This window comes from Neorhizobium sp. DAR64862/K0K3 (genome assembly GCF_050500185.1).
In the GTDB taxonomy this organism is placed as follows: Bacteria; Pseudomonadota; Alphaproteobacteria; order Rhizobiales; family Rhizobiaceae; genus Neorhizobium; species Neorhizobium soli.
Window position 1 is genome coordinate 3,099,384 of record NZ_CP191449.1, and the last position, 17,208, is coordinate 3,116,591.

The 17,208-nt window shown below is 59.3% G+C and carries 13 protein-coding genes; 9 read left to right on the top strand and 4 right to left on the bottom strand.

The genetic code is table 11. The features are described from left to right. Nucleotides 1–180 precede the first annotated feature (180 nt). The 6 genes from rho to ACQY1L_RS15080 all read left to right on the top strand — a co-directional run bounded on the left by rho (nucleotide 181) and on the right by ACQY1L_RS15080 (nucleotide 7,092). The gene (gene rho / locus ACQY1L_RS15055) at nucleotides 181–1,446 is read left to right on the top strand and encodes a transcription termination factor Rho (protein ID WP_092665173.1); all 1,266 of its coding nucleotides are present in this window, start codon (nucleotides 181–183) and stop codon (nucleotides 1,444–1,446) included. Between the two features lie 88 nt (nucleotides 1,447–1,534). Continuing rightward, entirely contained in the window at nucleotides 1,535–2,833 is a 1,299-nt protein-coding gene (gene mnmE, locus ACQY1L_RS15060) for a tRNA uridine-5-carboxymethylaminomethyl(34) synthesis GTPase MnmE (protein ID WP_430241533.1), read from the top strand. A gap of 37 nt (nucleotides 2,834–2,870) precedes the next feature. After that, the gene (mnmG, locus tag ACQY1L_RS15065; protein WP_430261882.1) at nucleotides 2,871–4,754 is read left to right on the top strand and encodes a tRNA uridine-5-carboxymethylaminomethyl(34) synthesis enzyme MnmG; all 1,884 of its coding nucleotides are present in this window, start codon (nucleotides 2,871–2,873) and stop codon (nucleotides 4,752–4,754) included. Further along, complete coding sequence (rsmG, locus tag ACQY1L_RS15070; protein WP_325265618.1) at nucleotides 4,751–5,368, top strand: 16S rRNA (guanine(527)-N(7))-methyltransferase RsmG; 618 nt, start codon at nucleotides 4,751–4,753, stop codon at nucleotides 5,366–5,368. The genes mnmG and rsmG overlap by 4 nt, the downstream gene beginning before the upstream one ends. Before the next feature lie 13 nt (nucleotides 5,369–5,381). After that, nucleotides 5,382–6,173: a ParA family protein gene (locus ACQY1L_RS15075; RefSeq protein WP_092665164.1), complete on the top strand. Its 792-nt coding sequence runs from the start codon at nucleotides 5,382–5,384 to the stop codon at nucleotides 6,171–6,173. Nucleotides 6,174–6,210: 37 nt separating this feature from the next. After that, nucleotides 6,211–7,092: a ParB/RepB/Spo0J family partition protein gene (locus tag ACQY1L_RS15080; RefSeq protein ID WP_174197310.1), complete on the top strand. Its 882-nt coding sequence runs from the start codon at nucleotides 6,211–6,213 to the stop codon at nucleotides 7,090–7,092. Between the two features lie 18 nt (nucleotides 7,093–7,110). Here the strand turns inward: ACQY1L_RS15080 and holA are convergent, their stop codons facing one another. From holA to leuS, 3 genes are read right to left on the bottom strand one after another with little or no spacing between them, the layout of a single operon-like run. Then, nucleotides 7,111–8,148 (bottom strand): DNA polymerase III subunit delta, encoded by a 1,038-nt coding sequence (gene holA / locus ACQY1L_RS15085; protein ID WP_430241537.1) that lies wholly within the window; start codon nucleotides 8,146–8,148, stop codon nucleotides 7,111–7,113. Beyond that, nucleotides 8,136–8,696: a hypothetical protein gene (locus ACQY1L_RS15090; protein ID WP_430241539.1), complete on the bottom strand. Its 561-nt coding sequence runs from the start codon at nucleotides 8,694–8,696 to the stop codon at nucleotides 8,136–8,138. The genes holA and ACQY1L_RS15090 overlap by 13 nt, the downstream gene beginning before the upstream one ends. Then, nucleotides 8,689–11,325, bottom strand: coding sequence for a leucine--tRNA ligase (gene leuS, locus ACQY1L_RS15095; RefSeq protein WP_430241541.1), 2,637 nt, complete (start codon nucleotides 11,323–11,325; stop codon nucleotides 8,689–8,691). Before leuS ends, ACQY1L_RS15090 begins: the two co-directional genes overlap by 8 nt. 179 nt (nucleotides 11,326–11,504) lie before the next feature. On the opposite strand from leuS, the gene ACQY1L_RS15100 reads away from it, so the two are divergent. Both ACQY1L_RS15100 and ACQY1L_RS15105 read left to right on the top strand, forming a co-directional pair. Next, nucleotides 11,505–12,164, top strand: coding sequence for a YggS family pyridoxal phosphate-dependent enzyme (locus tag ACQY1L_RS15100; protein WP_430241543.1), 660 nt, complete (start codon nucleotides 11,505–11,507; stop codon nucleotides 12,162–12,164). An 88-nt stretch (nucleotides 12,165–12,252) separates the two neighbouring features. Next, nucleotides 12,253–14,190 (top strand): AMP-binding protein, encoded by a 1,938-nt coding sequence (locus ACQY1L_RS15105; protein ID WP_430261884.1) that lies wholly within the window; start codon nucleotides 12,253–12,255, stop codon nucleotides 14,188–14,190. A gap of 76 nt (nucleotides 14,191–14,266) precedes the next feature. On the opposite strand, the gene ACQY1L_RS15110 is transcribed toward ACQY1L_RS15105, so the two are convergent. After that, the gene (locus ACQY1L_RS15110) at nucleotides 14,267–14,989 is read right to left on the bottom strand and encodes a DUF1013 domain-containing protein (RefSeq protein WP_430241547.1); all 723 of its coding nucleotides are present in this window, start codon (nucleotides 14,987–14,989) and stop codon (nucleotides 14,267–14,269) included. A gap of 183 nt (nucleotides 14,990–15,172) precedes the next feature. On the opposite strand from ACQY1L_RS15110, the gene acs reads away from it, so the two are divergent. Beyond that, nucleotides 15,173–17,125 carry an acetate--CoA ligase gene (gene acs, locus ACQY1L_RS15115; RefSeq protein ID WP_062577075.1) on the top strand — a complete coding sequence of 651 codons (1,953 nt, stop codon included), beginning with the start codon at nucleotides 15,173–15,175 and terminating at the stop codon, nucleotides 17,123–17,125. Nucleotides 17,126–17,208: the final 83 nt, after the last annotated feature.

The following is a 17,208-nucleotide window of genomic DNA, read 5'->3' on the forward strand; positions in this document are numbered from 1 at the left end:
CTTTTTCTTAACTCCGCCTGCCCCTCCCCCTTGCAGGCGTGCTCGTGAACAGCTATTTTCCCAGCCATCTCATCTCGTGGCATGTGTGTAATCGTCTGTCCTACCCCGGTGTCTTCCGCGGTAGCGAATTTCACCGACACGCCTGTTTCCCCAAAAAATTCTGAATATGGTCCCCTCTTCATGGCTGAAATGAAGCTTCAAGAACTCAAGAGCAAATCGCCGACCGATTTGCTGACATTCGCCGAATCGCTGGAGGTGGAAAACGCCAGCACCATGCGCAAGCAGGAATTGATGTTTGCGATTCTCAAGATCCTGGCCAGCCAGGATGTCGAGATCATCGGCGAAGGTGTCGTTGAAGTTCTGCAGGATGGCTTCGGATTTCTCCGTTCGGCCAATGCCAATTACCTGCCTGGCCCCGATGATATCTACATCTCTCCCTCGCAGATTCGCCGCTTTTCGCTGAAGACCGGCGACACCGTCGAGGGACCGATCCGCGGGCCGAAGGAAGGCGAGCGCTATTTCGCGCTGCTAAAGGTCAACACGATCAACTTCGACGACCCGGAAAAAATCCGCCACAAGGTGCATTTCGACAATCTGACGCCGCTCTACCCGAATGAGCGCTTCAAGATGGAACTCGACGTTCCGACGTCGAAGGACAATTCGGCGCGCGTGATCGATCTCGTCGCACCGCTCGGCAAGGGCCAGCGCGGCCTGATCGTCGCGCCGCCGCGCACGGGTAAGACCGTTCTCTTGCAGAACATCGCGCATTCGATCACGGCTAACCACCCCGAGTGCTATCTCATCGTTCTCCTGATCGACGAGCGGCCGGAAGAAGTGACGGACATGCAGCGCTCGGTGAAGGGCGAAGTTGTTTCCTCGACCTTCGACGAACCCGCCATCCGCCACGTTCAGGTGGCTGAAATGGTCATCGAGAAGGCGAAACGTCTGGTCGAACACGGGCGCGATGTCGTCATTCTGCTCGACTCCATCACCCGTCTTGGCCGCGCCTACAACACGGTCGTTCCGTCATCCGGCAAGGTTCTGACCGGTGGTGTGGATGCCAACGCCCTGCAGCGCCCGAAGCGCTTCTTCGGTGCCGCCCGTAATATTGAAGAAGGCGGATCGCTGACCATCATCGCTACGGCGCTGATCGATACGGGCAGCCGTATGGACGAAGTCATCTTCGAAGAGTTCAAGGGTACCGGCAACTCGGAAATCGTGCTCGACCGCAAGGTTGCAGACAAGCGCATCTTCCCGGCCATGGATATTCTGAAATCCGGCACGCGCAAGGAAGACCTCCTCGTCCAGCGCCAGGACCTGCAGAAGATCTTTGTTCTCCGTCGCATTCTCGCGCCGATGGGAACGACCGATGCAATCGAGTTCCTGATCGACAAGCTGAAGCAGACCAAGAGCAACAGCGACTTCTTCGACTCGATGAACACCTGATCCTTAGCCGGATTCACTGTTACCGAGAGGCGCCCGTCGTAAAGACGGGCGCTTTCGAGTTTCTGGGACACAGTCCGAAAGCCGCACCATGAACCCTGATACGATCTTTGCCCTTTCGAGTGGAGCACCGCCCGCAGGTCTCGCCGTTATCAGGCTAAGCGGCAACCAAGCCTTCACCGCGGCTGAGACGCTTGCTGGTCGTTTAGCGACAGACCGTAAAGCATCGCTCAGAACGATTCGCGGCCGAAACGGCGCGATCATCGATCAGGGACTGGTGGTCGGCTTCCCGGGGCCAAACTCGTTTACGGGAGAAGACTGCGTCGAACTGCATGTGCATGGCAGCCGCGCCGTTGTTGCAGCTCTCGTCCTAGAGCTCGAGCAAATCGACGGACTGAGGTTGGCAGAGGCGGGCGAGTTTTCAAGGCGAGCGTTTGAGAACGGCAAGCTGGATCTGGTCGAGATTGAAGGTCTTGCGGATCTCATCTCTGCCGAAACGGAAATGCAGCGCCGTCTTGCGGTCGAGCAAAGCTTTGGCGGACAGTCAGCGCTCTATATCGACTGGGCTGAGCGGCTGACGCGGTCGCGTGCTCTGATCGAGGCCGAGCTGGATTTCGCTGACGAGGACGACGTGCCCGGTTCCGTATCGGAGCGGGTCTGGAGCGAGGTGGGCCAGATTTATCTGGAACTTCTCCAGCATCTGGAAACCGCAAAGTCTGGCGAGATCATCCGGGATGGCTACAAGATCGTCATCGCCGGGCCTCCGAATGCGGGCAAAAGCAGCCTTTTGAACGCGCTTGCGAACCGGGATGTGGCGATTGTGACGGAACGTGCAGGAACGACCCGGGATATCCTGCATGTCGATCTCGACATGTCGGGTTATCTCGTCCGTTTCTTCGATACGGCTGGCCTGCGGGAAAGCGACGACATTGTTGAAGTCGAAGGGATCCGTCGGGCCCGTGTTGCGATCGAGCAAGCCGACATGATCCTCTCTCTCAACGAGATCGATTCGCCGGCGTTACAAAACCATGAGTTTAGTCACGCTAACGTTCTGACTGTCGGAACGAAGCTGGATGCGCACGCACCTTCGGACGAATTCGACCTTTGCATCTCCACAAGGACCGGCGACGGGCTCGAGCTCCTCAGGGAGACCATCCTCCGAAAGATCACAGCGCTGTGGACCGGTACGCTGGTTCCGAACAGAGCTCGCCAGGTCGACGCACTGAAAGATGCTTCCAATTTTATCGCAGAGGCGTTAAACGGCACGGAACTTGACTTGAGAGCCGAGAGCCTCCGAGCAGCCGCATCCGCCTTGGGGCGCATTACGGGCCGGGTCGATGTCGAGCAGTTGCTGGATGTTATCTTCTCGCAGTTCTGTATCGGAAAATGATTCACGTGAAACACTCGGCCGACGTGGGACAATGAATATGGACCAAAATTTCGATGTCATCGTCATTGGTGGTGGTCACGCGGGTTGCGAGGCCGCGAGCGCTGCAGCGCGGATGGGCGCGAGGACGGCCCTGATCACACACAAACGCGAAACGATTGGTGTCATGTCCTGCAATCCCGCGATTGGCGGGCTGGGCAAAGGTCACCTCGTGCGCGAGGTCGATGCGCTTGACGGTCTGATGGGCCGCGTCGCAGACGTTTCCGGAATCCAGTTCCGTTTGCTCAACCGGAAAAAGGGTCCCGCCGTTCGTGGTCCCCGTACGCAAGCCGACCGACGCCTTTACCGTGAAGCGATGCAGCAGGAAATCTTCAATCACCTGAACCTGACTGTCATCGAGGGTGATGCATTCGACCTCATCAAAGAAACTGGTCGAGTGTCATCTGTCATCCTGAAGGATGGCCGTCGATTCGGATGCGGAACGGCTGTACTCACGACCGGTACGTTCCTGCGCGGGCTTATTCATATCGGGCAGGAAAAGATACCGGCCGGTCGGGTGGGTGAGGAGCCATCGCTCGGGCTGTCAGCGACGCTTCTCGGCCTTGGCGTCGCCCTGGGGCGCCTGAAAACCGGCACACCGGCACGGCTTGATGGGCGGACCATCGCCTGGGACAAGCTCGACAAGCAGGAAGCCGATGAGCAGCCAGTTCCATTCTCGTTCATGACCGATAAAATCGTAACGCCACAGATCAGCTGTGGAGTGACCCGCACGAACGAGGCGACCCATCGGATCATCTCCGACAACATCCACCGGTCCGCAATGTATTCCGGCCAGATCGAGGGCGTGGGCCCGCGTTATTGTCCGTCGATCGAAGACAAGATCGTGCGGTTCGGTGAGCGCGACGGGCACCAGATCTTCCTGGAGCCCGAAGGGCTTGATGATCCAACTGTTTACCCAAACGGAATATCCACGTCCCTGCCCGCATCAGTCCAGGAAGCTTTCATCCGCACTATCCTGGGCCTTGAGCAGGTCGAGATTATTCAGCCCGGCTATGCGATCGAGTATGACTATGTTGATCCGCGGGAATTGACACCCACGCTGGAAGTCAAGAAATTGCCGGGGCTGTTCCTGGCTGGCCAGATCAACGGCACCACGGGTTACGAGGAAGCTGCCGCGCAAGGAATGGTCGCCGGCCTTTCAGCAGCGATCACGGCTTCGGGAGGCCAGCCGGAGCCGTTCAGTCGTGCCGAATCCTATATCGGTGTCATGGTCGATGACCTCACGTCGAAGGGCGTGACGGAACCTTATCGGATGTTTACATCACGTGCAGAATACCGCCTTTCGCTACGAGCCGACAATGCCGATATCAGGCTCACTCAGAAGGGCATCGAACTGGGCTGCGTGGGCGCTGATCGTGCAGCGAAGTTCGCGGCCTACTCCAAAGCAGTCGACGACACCCGTGCGATGCTGAAATCCCTCTCGCTGACGCCTAGCCAGGGTGCAGCTCACGGATTGTCCCTCAATCAGGACGGCCAGCGGCGTACGGCGTACGAGCTGCTCGCCTACCCCAACCAATCGATGGCTGGGCTGGCCGGTGTCTGGGGAGAACTCCGTGGGGTCAATCCAAAGGTAGCGGAAGCTCTCGAGATCGAATCCACCTACTCTGTCTACATGAATAGACAGGCTGCAGATATTGGCTCAATGATCCGCGATGAGTCAAAAACCATCCCCGTGTCCTTCGATTATTCTACAGTGCCCGGTCTCTCAAACGAGCTACGAATAAAGCTCGCGAAGCATCAGCCCAGCAATATGGCGCAGGCCGCGAAAGTTGACGGTATGACGCCGGCAGCGTTGGCACTTATTCTTGCGCTTGTAAAAAAAGAAGCCGCGGTCTCGGATCGCGTAAAACGAGTCTCGGCATGATGTTGAACGGCAGAAGTGTTTCACGTGAAACGCAGGAGAGGCTTGAGCACTTTGCCACGCTCTTCTCCAAGTGGGCGAAAACAATCAACCTTGTCGCTCCCTCGACCCTGAACGAGATTTGGCAGCGCCATATCGCCGATAGCGCGCAAATCTTTCAACTATCCCCGGAGCCATCAAAATGGATCGATCTTGGCTCGGGCGGTGGCTTTCCGGGCGTCGTGACCGCGATATTGCTCGCCGAGCTTGAAGATGGTTGGGTTCACTTGGTCGAAAGCAACCATAAAAAGGCTGCTTTCCTCCGCGTCGCCCTGAACGAAACCGGAGCTCGGGGTTCGGTTCATCCGCTCCGGATTGAGCAGGCGACACATGACTTGCCTGGATGCCAGCGCGTTTCCGCTCGCGCTCTGGCTGATCTCAACCAACTTCTATCCTATTCCTCCGATTGGATGGTCGAAACGGAAGCCAGAGGCTTCTTCCACAAAGGCCGGGATTATCGCCGTGAAGTCAGCGAAGCCCGTAGTCGCTGGGATTTCGATCTGCTAGAACACCAAAGCGTTGTCGAGCAGGACTCGGTTATTCTTGAGATCAGCAACCTCCGACGCAAGGACCCGTAAAGTCAGGTGCGATATGTTCGAAAAGAACCGTATTATTACCATCGCTAATCAAAAAGGCGGCGTCGGTAAGACGACGACAGCGATCAACCTGGCAACGGCGCTCGCCGCAATCGGCGAAAACGTCCTCATCATCGACCTTGATCCTCAGGGAAACGCCAGCACTGGCCTCGGTATTAACCGCAAGGATCGCGTTCATTCGTCTTATGACGTGCTGATGGGTGAAAGCGATATTGGTGAAACTGCCGTTCCGACTGCTGTTCCGAACCTGTCCATCGTTCCCTCCACCATGGATCTTCTCGGTTTCGAGATGGAGATTTCGCAGGCCACGGACCGCGCTTTCCGGTTAAAGCGGGCGCTGGATACTGATGTCGCGCGTGCATATTCTTATATCCTCGTCGACTGCCCACCCTCTTTCAATCTCCTGACGATGAATGCGATGGCGGCAGCGCATTCGGTGCTCGTACCTCTGCAGTGCGAGTTCTTTGCGCTCGAGGGTTTGAGCCAGCTCTTGGAAACGGTTGACCAAGTCCGCCGGACGGTCAATCCGCTGCTCGATATCCAGGGCATCGTTCTGACGATGTTCGATGCGCGCAACAATCTGGCCCAACAGGTCGTCAGCGACGTCAGGACATATCTCGGCGATAAGGTGTACCACACACTGATCCCGCGCAACGTTCGGGTATCCGAAGCGCCTTCATATGGTAAGCCGGCTATTCTTTATGATCTGAAATGCGCCGGGAGCCAGGCCTACCTTCAGCTCGCCTCCGAGGTGATCCAGCGGGAACGTCGGCGCAAGGCGGCTTGAAACCCTTCTTTGATTACACGAAATAACAGGTGACAGGATGAACGAAGATCCCTCGAAAAGGCGGCTGGGCCGCGGGCTTGCTGCGCTTATCGGTGAGATGGATCAGCCTGTGCAGGTCAATGCACCTGCGAAAAACGTCAATCCAGACCGTATGGTGCCGATCGAGCATGTTTCGCGCAGTCCGAAAAACCCCAGGCGCCATTTCGATGAGGCGGAGCTGCAGGATCTCGCCAGCTCGATCAGGCAGCATGGCATTGTCCAGCCGGTCGTTGTTCGGACAGTCGACGGTCGCCTTGAGATCATTGCCGGTGAGCGCCGGTGGCGTGCAGCGCAACTGGCGGGACTGACTGAGATCCCGGTCATCGTCCGCGACGTAGACGATCGGACCGCACTTGAAATCGCAATCGTTGAAAACGTTCAGCGGTCCGACCTCAATCCGCTCGAAGAGGCACTCGGTTACGAGCAGTTGATTGCCGAACATGGCTATACCCAGAACGATCTGGGTGAAATCATCGGCAAGAGCCGCAGTCATGTCGCAAACAGCCTTCGCCTTCTGAAATTGCCGGACCCGGTTCGCGACATGCTGTCTGCCGGAAGCCTTTCGGCTGGTCACGCGCGTGCCTTGATCACCACGTCCGATCCCTCGTCCCTCGCGCGCACGATCGTGTCCAAAGGCATGTCGGTGCGCGACGCAGAGCGGCTTGCGCAAAACGATATCAAGTCCCAGGGCATGCCCCAGCTTGAAACCAAGTCGGTCGAAAAAGATTCCGATACGCTGGCCTTGGAGCGCACGTTGACCGATGCTCTCGGACTGGATGTGAAGATCAATCACCGCGGCGGCAGCGGCCAGGTTCGGATCAACTACCGCAATCTCGAGCAGCTTGAAGAGGTTTGCCGGTTGCTGGAGCGGCGCGGTTAGCGTCTTCCCAGATCGTCTTCAGCGATATCGCGACGACTGTATCGCGATTGCCATCAGGCTGTGGAAGGCGATGCTGGGCTCGAGACTTTGTCTTTGCCGGGACTGAAGGACGGCCGCCTGCAGGCGCTCGGTTTCGCGGGCAAGTGCCGCCGCGGTCCAGGATCGCAGCGCCTTTTCGATAATCGGCTTGCGCTTGAAATGGATATGGCGGCCGAGCGTCATCATGACCTGTGCGGCCTGCAGCTTCTTGTCGTCCATTTCCGCCCGCATCACATCCAGCAACTGGAACTGTCTGAGGCAGGATTGCAGGATCAGAAAGATCGGCGTCTTGGATACCAACACCTTCTGAAAAGCGCGCTGAAGAGACGCTACGTCCCCGGAGAGAATGGCGTCGACGGCCTCGTCCGCGGAGACGCTGCTCGCATCGCCGATGATTTCATCGACGTGATCTTCGGTAACAGTCCCCGCACCGCGACAATAGAGCGCCAGCTTCTTCACCTCATTGCGGGATGCGATTCGATCGCCGCCGAGAAGCTCCATCAGGCGCTGGCGGGCAGCGCCGCTGATGGTGAGGCCTTCGGCCGACAGTTCCGTATCGATCAGGCCAGCAAGCGCGCGTGCATCGTCCGCATAGCAGGGAATGACGGCGATGGAGCGGACCGGCTCCACCACCTTGCGAAGGCCGCTGCCCTTCTTCAGGTCACCAGCCTCGATGATTAAGATATTGGCGGGAGGCTCATCCTTGGCGAGCGCCTGCATGGCATCCATCAGCGGCTTCTCGTTCATTGCGCCACGGAGCCAGACGAGCTTGGCGCCTCCGAAAAGGCCGAGTGAGTTGACCTCATCAAGCAGACGGCCGGGATCGCCCTGGAGATCGGATACATCCAGCTTGAGCATCGCGAATGGGTCGTCCTGCGCGACACCGGTCTTGGCTGCGATCTGCGCAGCCCGCTCGGAAACGAGCCCGCGATCTGGCCCATAGATGACGAAGATCTTGTAGAGGCCGACCGACTTGTCAAGAAACCGGTCGAACTCGTGGGATTTTATTTCTGCCATACGGGAGGCGACTGGGGCTCGCGGGCAAGGGCAATGGCGATTTCACCACGCAGGAACTCGGCTGTCTCGCGGGCAGCACGGTTTTCAGCGTCGCGGATTGCGCGCAATTTTGCAAAGCTCTGTCCCGGGACATCGATCAAGGCGACAACTTCGCGCTTGGCCGATTTCAGGATCTTGCTGTCGCTGATACGGGTCAGCGTATAGGTGACATCCACCTGAACGCGGCCGGCAACAGGGATGTTGCTGACAGACACGGTGTCATCGTCGCTGGTAAGGTCTAGAATGCTCGAGGCGGAGCTCGTGGCCGTCATCTTTACTTCGTAGAGCGGATGCGCGGTCTCGCCTGTACCATGACCGGTGAGGAAGACGAGATTGTTGCGGATCACCTGCTCGATACGGGTTTTCGGATCCGCAAACTCCACGGATGCCAGCTTCTGCCCGGTGCCTTCCTGTTGGGAATACAGAGGCCGTGCCTGGCATCCCGCCAGAAGGGCAAGGCCGACGACGCCAAGTGCGATGCCAAAGCGGCGGAATGAACGATCAGGCAACAATGTTCACGATCCTCTGTGGGACGACGATGATCTTCTTCGGTGGCTTGCCATCGAGAGCGGCTTTTACCACGTCGAGTGCGAGGGCTGCAGCCTCGACGGCAGTTTGATCCGCGTCGCGCGCGATTGTCAATTCGGCGCGCTTCTTGCCGTTGATCTGGACCGGCATCGTGACGTCGTTTTCGACGACGAGAGCCTGGTCGAACTGTGGCCAGGCGGTTCTCGATACCATCTCGCCATTGCCGAGCACAGCCCAACATTCCTCGGCCAGATGCGGCGTCATTGGCGCGACGATCTGGATCAGGATTTCCGAGGCGTTGCGAACAGCGGCACGGTAAGCGGCGTCGCCCTTGCCGGCTGCGACATCGGTGAGCGGCGCTGCAAGCGCGTTGACCAGTTCGTAGATGCGAGCCACGGCCTTGTTGAAGGACAGCTTGTCGAGATCGCCCTGCACGGCCTGCAGCGTCTTGTGAGCAAGCTGCGAGATTGCCAGTCCATCGCCATCCTTAGCCGGAGTCGGATCGACCGTCTTCAGGTTGTCGGCGGCTTCCGAGATCAGGCGCCAGAGGCGCTGGGTGAAGCGGTAGGCACCTTCGACGCCAGCTTCCGACCAGATCACGTCGCGATCCGGCGGGCTATCGGAGAGAACGAAGAAGCGGGCCGTATCGGCGCCGTAGGATGCGATGATGTCATCGGGATCGACGACATTCTTCTTCGACTTCGACATCTTTTCGATCGAGCCGATGGTGACATCAGCACCACCAGCCAAAAGCGTCGCGCTGCGTTTGCCGTCGACTTCCTCGATGCGAATATCGGCAGGAGCAACCCATTCACCGTTCTGGCCAGAACCGCCGAGACGGTAGGTCTCATGAACGACCATGCCCTGCGTGAACAGGCCCTTGAAGGGTTCCTTCACGGCCACATGGCCGGTCTCGCGCATAGCGCGGGTGAAGAAGCGCGAATAGAGCAGATGCAGGATCGCGTGCTCAATGCCGCCGATATACTGATCGACAGGCAACCAGCGATCGGCAACGGCAGGGTTTGTCGGCTCGTTCAGCCACGGGGCTGTAAAGCGGGTGAAATACCAGCTGGAATCGACGAACGTATCCATCGTGTCCGTCTCGCGACGGGCATCGTGGCCGCATTTCGGGCAGCTGACATGGCGCCAGGTCGGGTGGCGATCGAGCGGGTTGCCCGGCAGGTCGAAGGTGACGTCGTCGGGCAACTGTACCGGCAGGTCCTTCTTCGGCACCGGCACGACGCCGCAGACTTCGCAATGGATGACAGGGATTGGGCAACCCCAGTAGCGCTGGCGGGAAATACCCCAGTCGCGCAGGCGGAAGTTCACCTTGCGCTCGCCCTGCGGTGCATTTCCCAGTGTCTGTTCGGACAGCTTGTCGGCAATGATCTGAAACGCCTCATCCGTGGACTTGCCGTCCAGGAAGCGGGAGTTGATCATCACGCCGTCATCGACGAAAGCGGTATCGCCGATCTCGAACGTGGCGGCATCACCATCTTCGGGCATCACGACGGCAACGACCGGCAGATCGTATTTGCGGGCGAAATCCAGGTCGCGCTGGTCGCCGGCCGGGCAGCCAAAGATGGCGCCCGTGCCGTATTCCATCAGCACAAAGTTCGCGACATAGACCGGCAGTTCCCACGAAGGATCGAGCGGATGGCGGACGCGGACGCCGGTGTCTATGCCCTTTTTCTCGGCCGTTTCCAGCGCAGCAAGGGATGTCCCCTGACGGCGGCATTCCTCGGCGAAGGCTTCGATCTCGGGGTTGTTCGCAGCCGCGGCCTTCGCCAGCGGATGATCGGCAGCGATGGCGAGGAACGAGGCGCCGAACAGCGTGTCCGGACGGGTCGTATAGACCGTCACGTCCTTATCGACGCCCGCAGGTGCGGTGTCCGTCACGATTTCCCAGCGCAGGCTCATGCCTTCGGAGCGGCCGATCCAGTTCTTCTGCATCAGCCGGACCTTTTCAGGCCACTGATCGAGGTTATCCAATTCGTCGAGCAGATCCTGGCTGAAATCGGTGATCTTGAAGAACCACTGCACCAGCTCGCGCTGATCTACCAGAGCGCCGGAGCGCCAGCCGCGACCGTCGATCACCTGCTCGTTGGCCAGAACCGTCTGGTCGACCGGATCCCAGTTGACCTTGGATTGCTTCCGATAGACCAGGCCCTTTTCCATCATGTCGAGGAACAGGTGCTGCTGCTGCTGGTAATATTCCACGTCGCAAGTGGCGAACTCGCGTGACCAGTCCAGCGAAAGGCCCATTGCCTTCAGCTGCTTCTTCATGGATTCGATGTTCTGATAGGTCCAGGCCTTCGGGTGGGTCTTGTTGTCACGCGCGGCGTTTTCGGCCGGCATGCCGAACGCGTCCCAGCCCATGGGATGCAGAACGTTGAAGCCGCGGGCGCGCTTGTAGCGGGCAACAACGTCACCCATCGCATAATTGCGCACGTGGCCCATGTGAATGCGGCCGGACGGATAGGGGAACATCTCGAGGACGTAATACTTTTCCCGCGGATCGGCATTGTCGGTTTCGAAAACCTTCGCCTCGTTCCAGGTCTGCTGCCAACGGGGTTCGGCATCGCGCGGGTTGTAACGTTCAGTCGCCATCTGGATGATATTCCGGGAAATCAGGATATAGGAGTCGGGCAGACCTTCACCATGAATGGCCGCAAGCGTCAAGTTTTTGAGGCCTGCCGCGTGCCAAACTTTGATGGGACATGCCCTTGGCAGAGCCTCATATGGGCTTTAATCGCTTGCATCACAAGAATAGCGAAAGGTCACGGACAATGAGCGTCGAACAACGGCTCCAGGAAGTCAGGACAAGGATCGGCAAGGCGGAAGAGACGGCCAATCGCTCCGCGGGCTCCGTCTCGCTTGTCGCTGTCTCCAAGACATTCGATGCGGACGACATCCGGCCGGTGATCGCCGTCGGCCAGCGTGTGTTCGGGGAAAACCGGGTGCAGGAGAGCCAGGGCAAGTGGCCGGAGCTGAAGGCGGAAACGCCCGGCATCGTGCTTCATCTGATCGGTCCGCTGCAGTCCAACAAGGCGGCCGATGCGGTGGCTCTGTTCGACGTGATCGAAACGGTGGACCGCGAGAAGATTGCGAGAGCGCTGGCCGTGGAAATGGGCAAGCAGGGCAAGTCGCCAAAGCTCTATGTGCAGGTGAATACCGGGCTCGAACCGCAAAAGGCCGGCATCGAGCCGAAAGAGACGGTGGTGTTCGTCGAGCTTTGCCGCAACGAACTGGGGCTCGCTGTGGAAGGGCTGATGTGCATTCCGCCGGCGGATGAAAATCCGGGACCGCATTTTGCGCTTCTGGCCAAGCTCGCCAAAGAATGCGGCGTGGAGAAGCTTTCCATGGGCATGTCCGGCGATTTCGAGACGGCGGTGGAATTCGGCGCCACCAGCGTTCGCGTCGGTTCGGCGATCTTCGGCACGCGCTGAAGTCTAACCCGTTGGTCGGGCTTCCCGGCCGATCATCCCTCCCCTACACTCGCACGATCAGGCTATGCGGTTGTGTTGGGAGGTACAGATGCAAAGCCAATATTTCGACGTTTACAGCAGCTGGGAAAACAATCCCGAGGCCTTCTGGAAGTCCGCGTCAAAGGCGATCGACTGGTTCAGGGAACCGGACGCGGTCTTTGATGCCAATGCCGGTGTCTATGGCCGATGGTTCGTGGGAGGTGAAACCAACACCTGCTACAATTGCCTCGACCGTCATGTCGCGGCTGGCAACGGCGATCGGCTGGCTTTTATCCACGACAGCGCGATGACCGGTGCGCAACGGTCCTTCACCTATGCCGAGGTTCTGGCGGAGGTGAAGGCGATTGCGACTGTGATGCGCGATCTCGGCGTCGGTTACGGCGACCGGGTCGTCATCTACATGCCGATGGTGCCGGAAGCGATCTTCTCGATGCTCGCCTGCGCGCGGATCGGCGCTGTGCATTCCGTCGTGTTCGGCGGTTTCGCGGCCCAGGAACTGGCAGCACGGCTGAACGATTCACAGGCGAAACTGGTGATCTCGGCGAGCTGCGGACTGGAGCCCGGTCGGGTCGTCGCCTACAAGCCGCTTCTCGACAAGGCAATCGAGCTCGCGGCCGTCAAGCCCGAGCATTGTCTCATCGTGCAGCGGCCGGAACTCATAGCGCAGCTCAGGCCCGAAAAGGGTGAGCTCGATTTTGCTGATGTGGTCGGCAAGGCGCGCGGCCGGGATATCGACTGCGTGGCGGTCAAAGCCACCGATCCGCTCTACATTCTCTACACATCCGGTACGACGGGAAAGCCGAAGGGCGTGGTGCGAGACAATGGCGGGTACATGGTGGCGCTCGCCTGGAGCATGCCGAACATTTTCGGGATAAAGCCGGGCGACGTGTTCTGGACCGCGTCTGATATCGGTTGGGTGGTCGGTCATTCCTATATCGTCTACGCGCCGCTGCTTGCCGGCTGTACCAGCGTCATCTTCGAGGGCAAACCAGTGGGGACGCCGCATGCGGGGACCTTCTGGCGGGTCATCGCCGACCATGACGTCAAGGTCTTCTTTACCGCGCCGACGGCGTTCCGGGCGATCCGGCGGGAGGACCCGGACGGCGAGCTTATCGGGCGTTACGATCTCCAGGGTTTGAGAGCCCTGTTTCTGGCTGGCGAAAGGGCCGATCCGGAAACGCTCAAATGGGCGGAGCAGAAGCTGAAAGTTCCCGTCATCGACCACTGGTGGCAGACCGAGACCGGCTGGCCAATCGCCGCCAATCCGATGGGTCTCGGGCTGATGCCGTTCAAGCACGGATCTCCGACACGACCGATGCCCGGCTACGCCATCGATGTTCTCGACGATTCCGGAGTGCCCGTGCCGGCGGGCACGCTCGGCAATCTCGCCATCCGGCTGCCGCTGCCGCCCGGATGCCTGCCGACCTTCTGGAGCGCAGATGAGCGTTTCCGCGAGACCTGTCTCAGCACCTTCCCCGGGTACTATACGACCGCGGATGCAGGCGTGATCGACGAGGACGGCTATGTCTTCGTGATGGCCCGCACCGACGACATCATCAACTGCGCCGGGCATCGTCTCTCGACCGGTTCGATGGAAGAGGTCTGCGCGAAACATCCTGATGTGGCGGAATGCGCCGTGATCGGCATCAGCGATACGGTGAAGGGGCAGATCCCCTGCGGCTTCCTTGTCCTGAAGCACAATGTTTCACGGGAAACGGAGAAGATCTCGTCGGAAGTCGCAGAAATGGTGCGCTCGCAGATCGGCCCGGTTGCGGCGTTCAAGACGGTCATGATCGTGCCGAAGCTTCCCAAGACACGCTCGGGCAAAATCCTGCGGGGAACGATGCAGAAGATCGCGGACGGGATGCCCTGGACCATGCCTGCTACTATCGAGGATCCGGGCGCACTGGATGCGGTGACAGACGCGCTTGCCGCCAAGGGCTATGGAGGGGGCGGGCCGGCTGTGGCGCGCACAGGCGACACGTAGGCTGGCGACTGAGGGCCCAAATAGCCCCGGGCGGTGGCCCAGGGCTTTCTTAAATTCGTATCGCGAAGATCGCGGCTTAGAAGCGGCCGTCGTCTTCCTCGTCGTCTTCCTTGCGGGTCGACTTGAGGGAGGAAAGCTTGGCGAACACGGCGTTCGCATCGATTTCCTTCTCTTTTTCTTCCTCGCGTTCGCTGCGGAAACCGCTGAAGCCGATGTTTTCTGCTTCTGCCGCCGGCTGCAGCGATGCACCCAGTTCGGCAGCGGTTGGCAGCGGACGACCCTTCGAGGCCTTCTCGACTTCAAGATCGAGATCGATCTGGCTGCAGAGGCCGAGCGTGACCGGGTCCATCGGCGCGAGGTTTGCGGCGTTCCAGTGGGTGCGCTCGCGGATCTGCTCGATGGTCGACTTGGTGGTGCCGACGAGGCGCGAAATCTGCGCGTCCTTCAGTTCCGCGTGATTGCGCACCAGCCAGAGAATGGCGTTGGGGCGATCCTGGCGCTTGGAGACCGGCGTGTAACGCGGGCCGCGGCGCTTGGATTCTGGAACGCGAACCTTCGGCTCGGAAAGCTTGAGCTTGTGATTGATGTCTTTCTCAGCGCGTTCGATCTCGTCGCGCGACAGCTGGCCGGTGGCGATCGGGTCGAGGCCCTTGATACCCTGCGCTGCTTCGCCGTCTGCAATCGCCTTCACCTCAAGCGGGTGAAGTTTGCAGAACTGGGCGATCTGGTCGAACGAAAGCGCGGTGTTGTCGACGAGCCAGACGGCTGTCGCTTTCGGCATGAGCAGTGTTTGAGCCATAGATATAGTTCCTCTGTCCGTCCGCGCCGGTGTCGCGGGCGTGGGTATCAACCACAATTTCCGGGAATTTATTGCCCTATATTCGATTTGCGTCGGAATTGCAAATCGTCCAGCACCTTACCCTTTGTCTAATTGCGGCCCATGTTCCAAGTGTTAGATATGGGTCAAAGCAGGGAGGAGCACATGTCCGAAAAAATCTATCCGGTCGAAAAAGCCACCAAGGCAAAGGCGCTCATCGACAAGGACAAGTATGACAAGTGGTATGAGGAAAGCATTGAAAACCCGGACAAGTTCTGGGGCAAGCACGGCAAGCGGATCGACTGGTTCAAGCCTTTCACCAAGGTGAAAAATACCTCGTTCAAGGGAAAGGTCTCGATCAAATGGTTCGAGGACGGCCAGACCAACGTTTCCTATAATTGCATCGATCGACACCTGAAGACGCATGGCGAGCGCACTGCGATCATCTGGGAAGGCGACAACCCGTATATCGACAAGAAGATCACCTACAATCAGCTCTACGACCAGGTGTGCCGCATGGCGAACGTGCTGAAGAAGCACGGCGTCAAGAAGGGCGACCGGGTGACGATCTACATGCCGATGATCCCGGAGGCGGCCTATGCGATGCTGGCCTGTGCCCGCATCGGCGCGGTCCATTCGGTCGTGTTCGGCGGATTTTCGCCGGAAGCGCTGGCCGGCCGCATCATCGACTGCCAGTCGACATTCGTGATCACCTGCGACGAGGGCGTGCGCGGCGGAAAACCGGTGCCGCTCAAGGAAAATACCGATACTGCCATCCGCATCGCGGCCAAGCAGTATGTCACGGTCAACAAGGTCCTGGTGGTCCGCCGTACCGGCGGCAAGACGAACTGGGCGCCCGGCCGCGACCTCTGGTATCACCAGGAAATCGCCACCGTGAAGGAGCATTGCGAACCGGTGAAGATGAAGGCGGAAGACCCGCTGTTCATCCTCTACACGTCCGGTTCCACCGGCAAGCCGAAAGGCGTTCTACACACGACCGGCGGCTATCTCGTCTATGCGGCGATGACGCATGAATACACGTTCGATTACCATGACGGGGATATCTACTGGTGCACGGCCGATGTGGGCTGGGTGACCGGGCATTCGTACCTGGTCTACGGGCCGCTCGCGAACTGCGCGACAACGCTGATGTTCGAAGGCGTGCCGAATTTCCCCGATCAGGGCCGGTTTTGGGAAATCGTCGACAAGCACAAGGTCAACATCTTCTACACGGCGCCGACAGCCATCCGTTCGCTGATGGGGGCCGGTGACGAGTTCGTGACGCGGTCGTCGCGGGCCAGCCTGCGCTTGCTTGGAACGGTCGGCGAGCCGATCAATCCGGAGGCCTGGAACTGGTATCACGAAGTGGTCGGCAACAAGCGCTGCCCGATCGTCGATACCTGGTGGCAAACGGAAACCGGCGGCCACATGATCACGCCTTTGCCGGGTGCCACAGCGCTCAAGCCGGGTTCGGCCACGAAACCCTTCTTCGGCGTGCAGCCGCAGCTGGTGGATAACGAAGGCAATGTTCTCGAAGGGGCTGCAGACGGCAATCTCTGCATCATCGACAGCTGGCCGGGCCAGATGCGCACGCTGTACGGCGATCATGACCGTTTCGTCGAGGCGTATTTCACCACCTACAAGGGGAAGTACTTCACCGGCGACGGCTGCCGGCGTGACGAGGACGGCTATTACTGGATCACCGGCCGCGTCGACGACGTGCTCAACGTCTCCGGCCATCGTCTCGGCACGGCGGAAGTGGAATCGGCGCTGGTGTCGCACAATCTCGTGTCGGAGGCAGCCGTGGTCGGCTATCCGCACAACATCAAGGGCCAAGGCATCTATTGCTACGTGACGCTGATGGCCGGCAACGAGGGCACGGAAGAGCTTCGCCAGCAACTGGTAAAGCATGTGCGCCAGGAGATCGGCCCGATCGCGGCACCGGACAAGATCCAGTTCTCGCCGGGCCTGCCCAAGACCAGATCCGGCAAGATCATGCGACGTATTCTGCGCAAGATTGCCGAGGATGATTTCGGTGCGCTTGGCGATACGTCGACACTCGCCGATCCAGGCGTGGTGGACGATCTGATCGCCAACCGGCAGAACAGGTCGGATTGATCCGATCACACGCGTGGGGATGTCAGCGATGGCATCCCACGCATTTCAACGAATATCTGCGTATTAGTCCAAGCGGCCAATAC

Coding starts and splice junctions, on each gene's coding strand:
- ACQY1L_RS15105 (WP_430261884.1), top strand. CDS start 12,253: ATGCAAAGCCAATATTTCGACGTTTACAGCAGCTGGGAAAACAATCCC.
- leuS (WP_430241541.1), bottom strand. CDS start 11,325: ATGGCGACTGAACGTTACAACCCGCGCGATGCCGAACCCCGTTGGCAG.
- ACQY1L_RS15075 (WP_092665164.1), top strand. CDS start 5,382: ATGTTCGAAAAGAACCGTATTATTACCATCGCTAATCAAAAAGGCGGC.
- holA (WP_430241537.1), bottom strand. CDS start 8,148: ATGGCAGAAATAAAATCCCACGAGTTCGACCGGTTTCTTGACAAGTCG.
- rsmG (WP_325265618.1), top strand. CDS start 4,751: ATGATGTTGAACGGCAGAAGTGTTTCACGTGAAACGCAGGAGAGGCTT.
- ACQY1L_RS15080 (WP_174197310.1), top strand. CDS start 6,211: ATGAACGAAGATCCCTCGAAAAGGCGGCTGGGCCGCGGGCTTGCTGCG.
- mnmE (WP_430241533.1), top strand. CDS start 1,535: ATGAACCCTGATACGATCTTTGCCCTTTCGAGTGGAGCACCGCCCGCA.
- acs (WP_062577075.1), top strand. CDS start 15,173: ATGTCCGAAAAAATCTATCCGGTCGAAAAAGCCACCAAGGCAAAGGCG.
- ACQY1L_RS15100 (WP_430241543.1), top strand. CDS start 11,505: ATGAGCGTCGAACAACGGCTCCAGGAAGTCAGGACAAGGATCGGCAAG.
- ACQY1L_RS15110 (WP_430241547.1), bottom strand. CDS start 14,989: ATGGCTCAAACACTGCTCATGCCGAAAGCGACAGCCGTCTGGCTCGTC.
- rho (WP_092665173.1), top strand. CDS start 181: ATGGCTGAAATGAAGCTTCAAGAACTCAAGAGCAAATCGCCGACCGAT.
- mnmG (WP_430261882.1), top strand. CDS start 2,871: ATGGACCAAAATTTCGATGTCATCGTCATTGGTGGTGGTCACGCGGGT.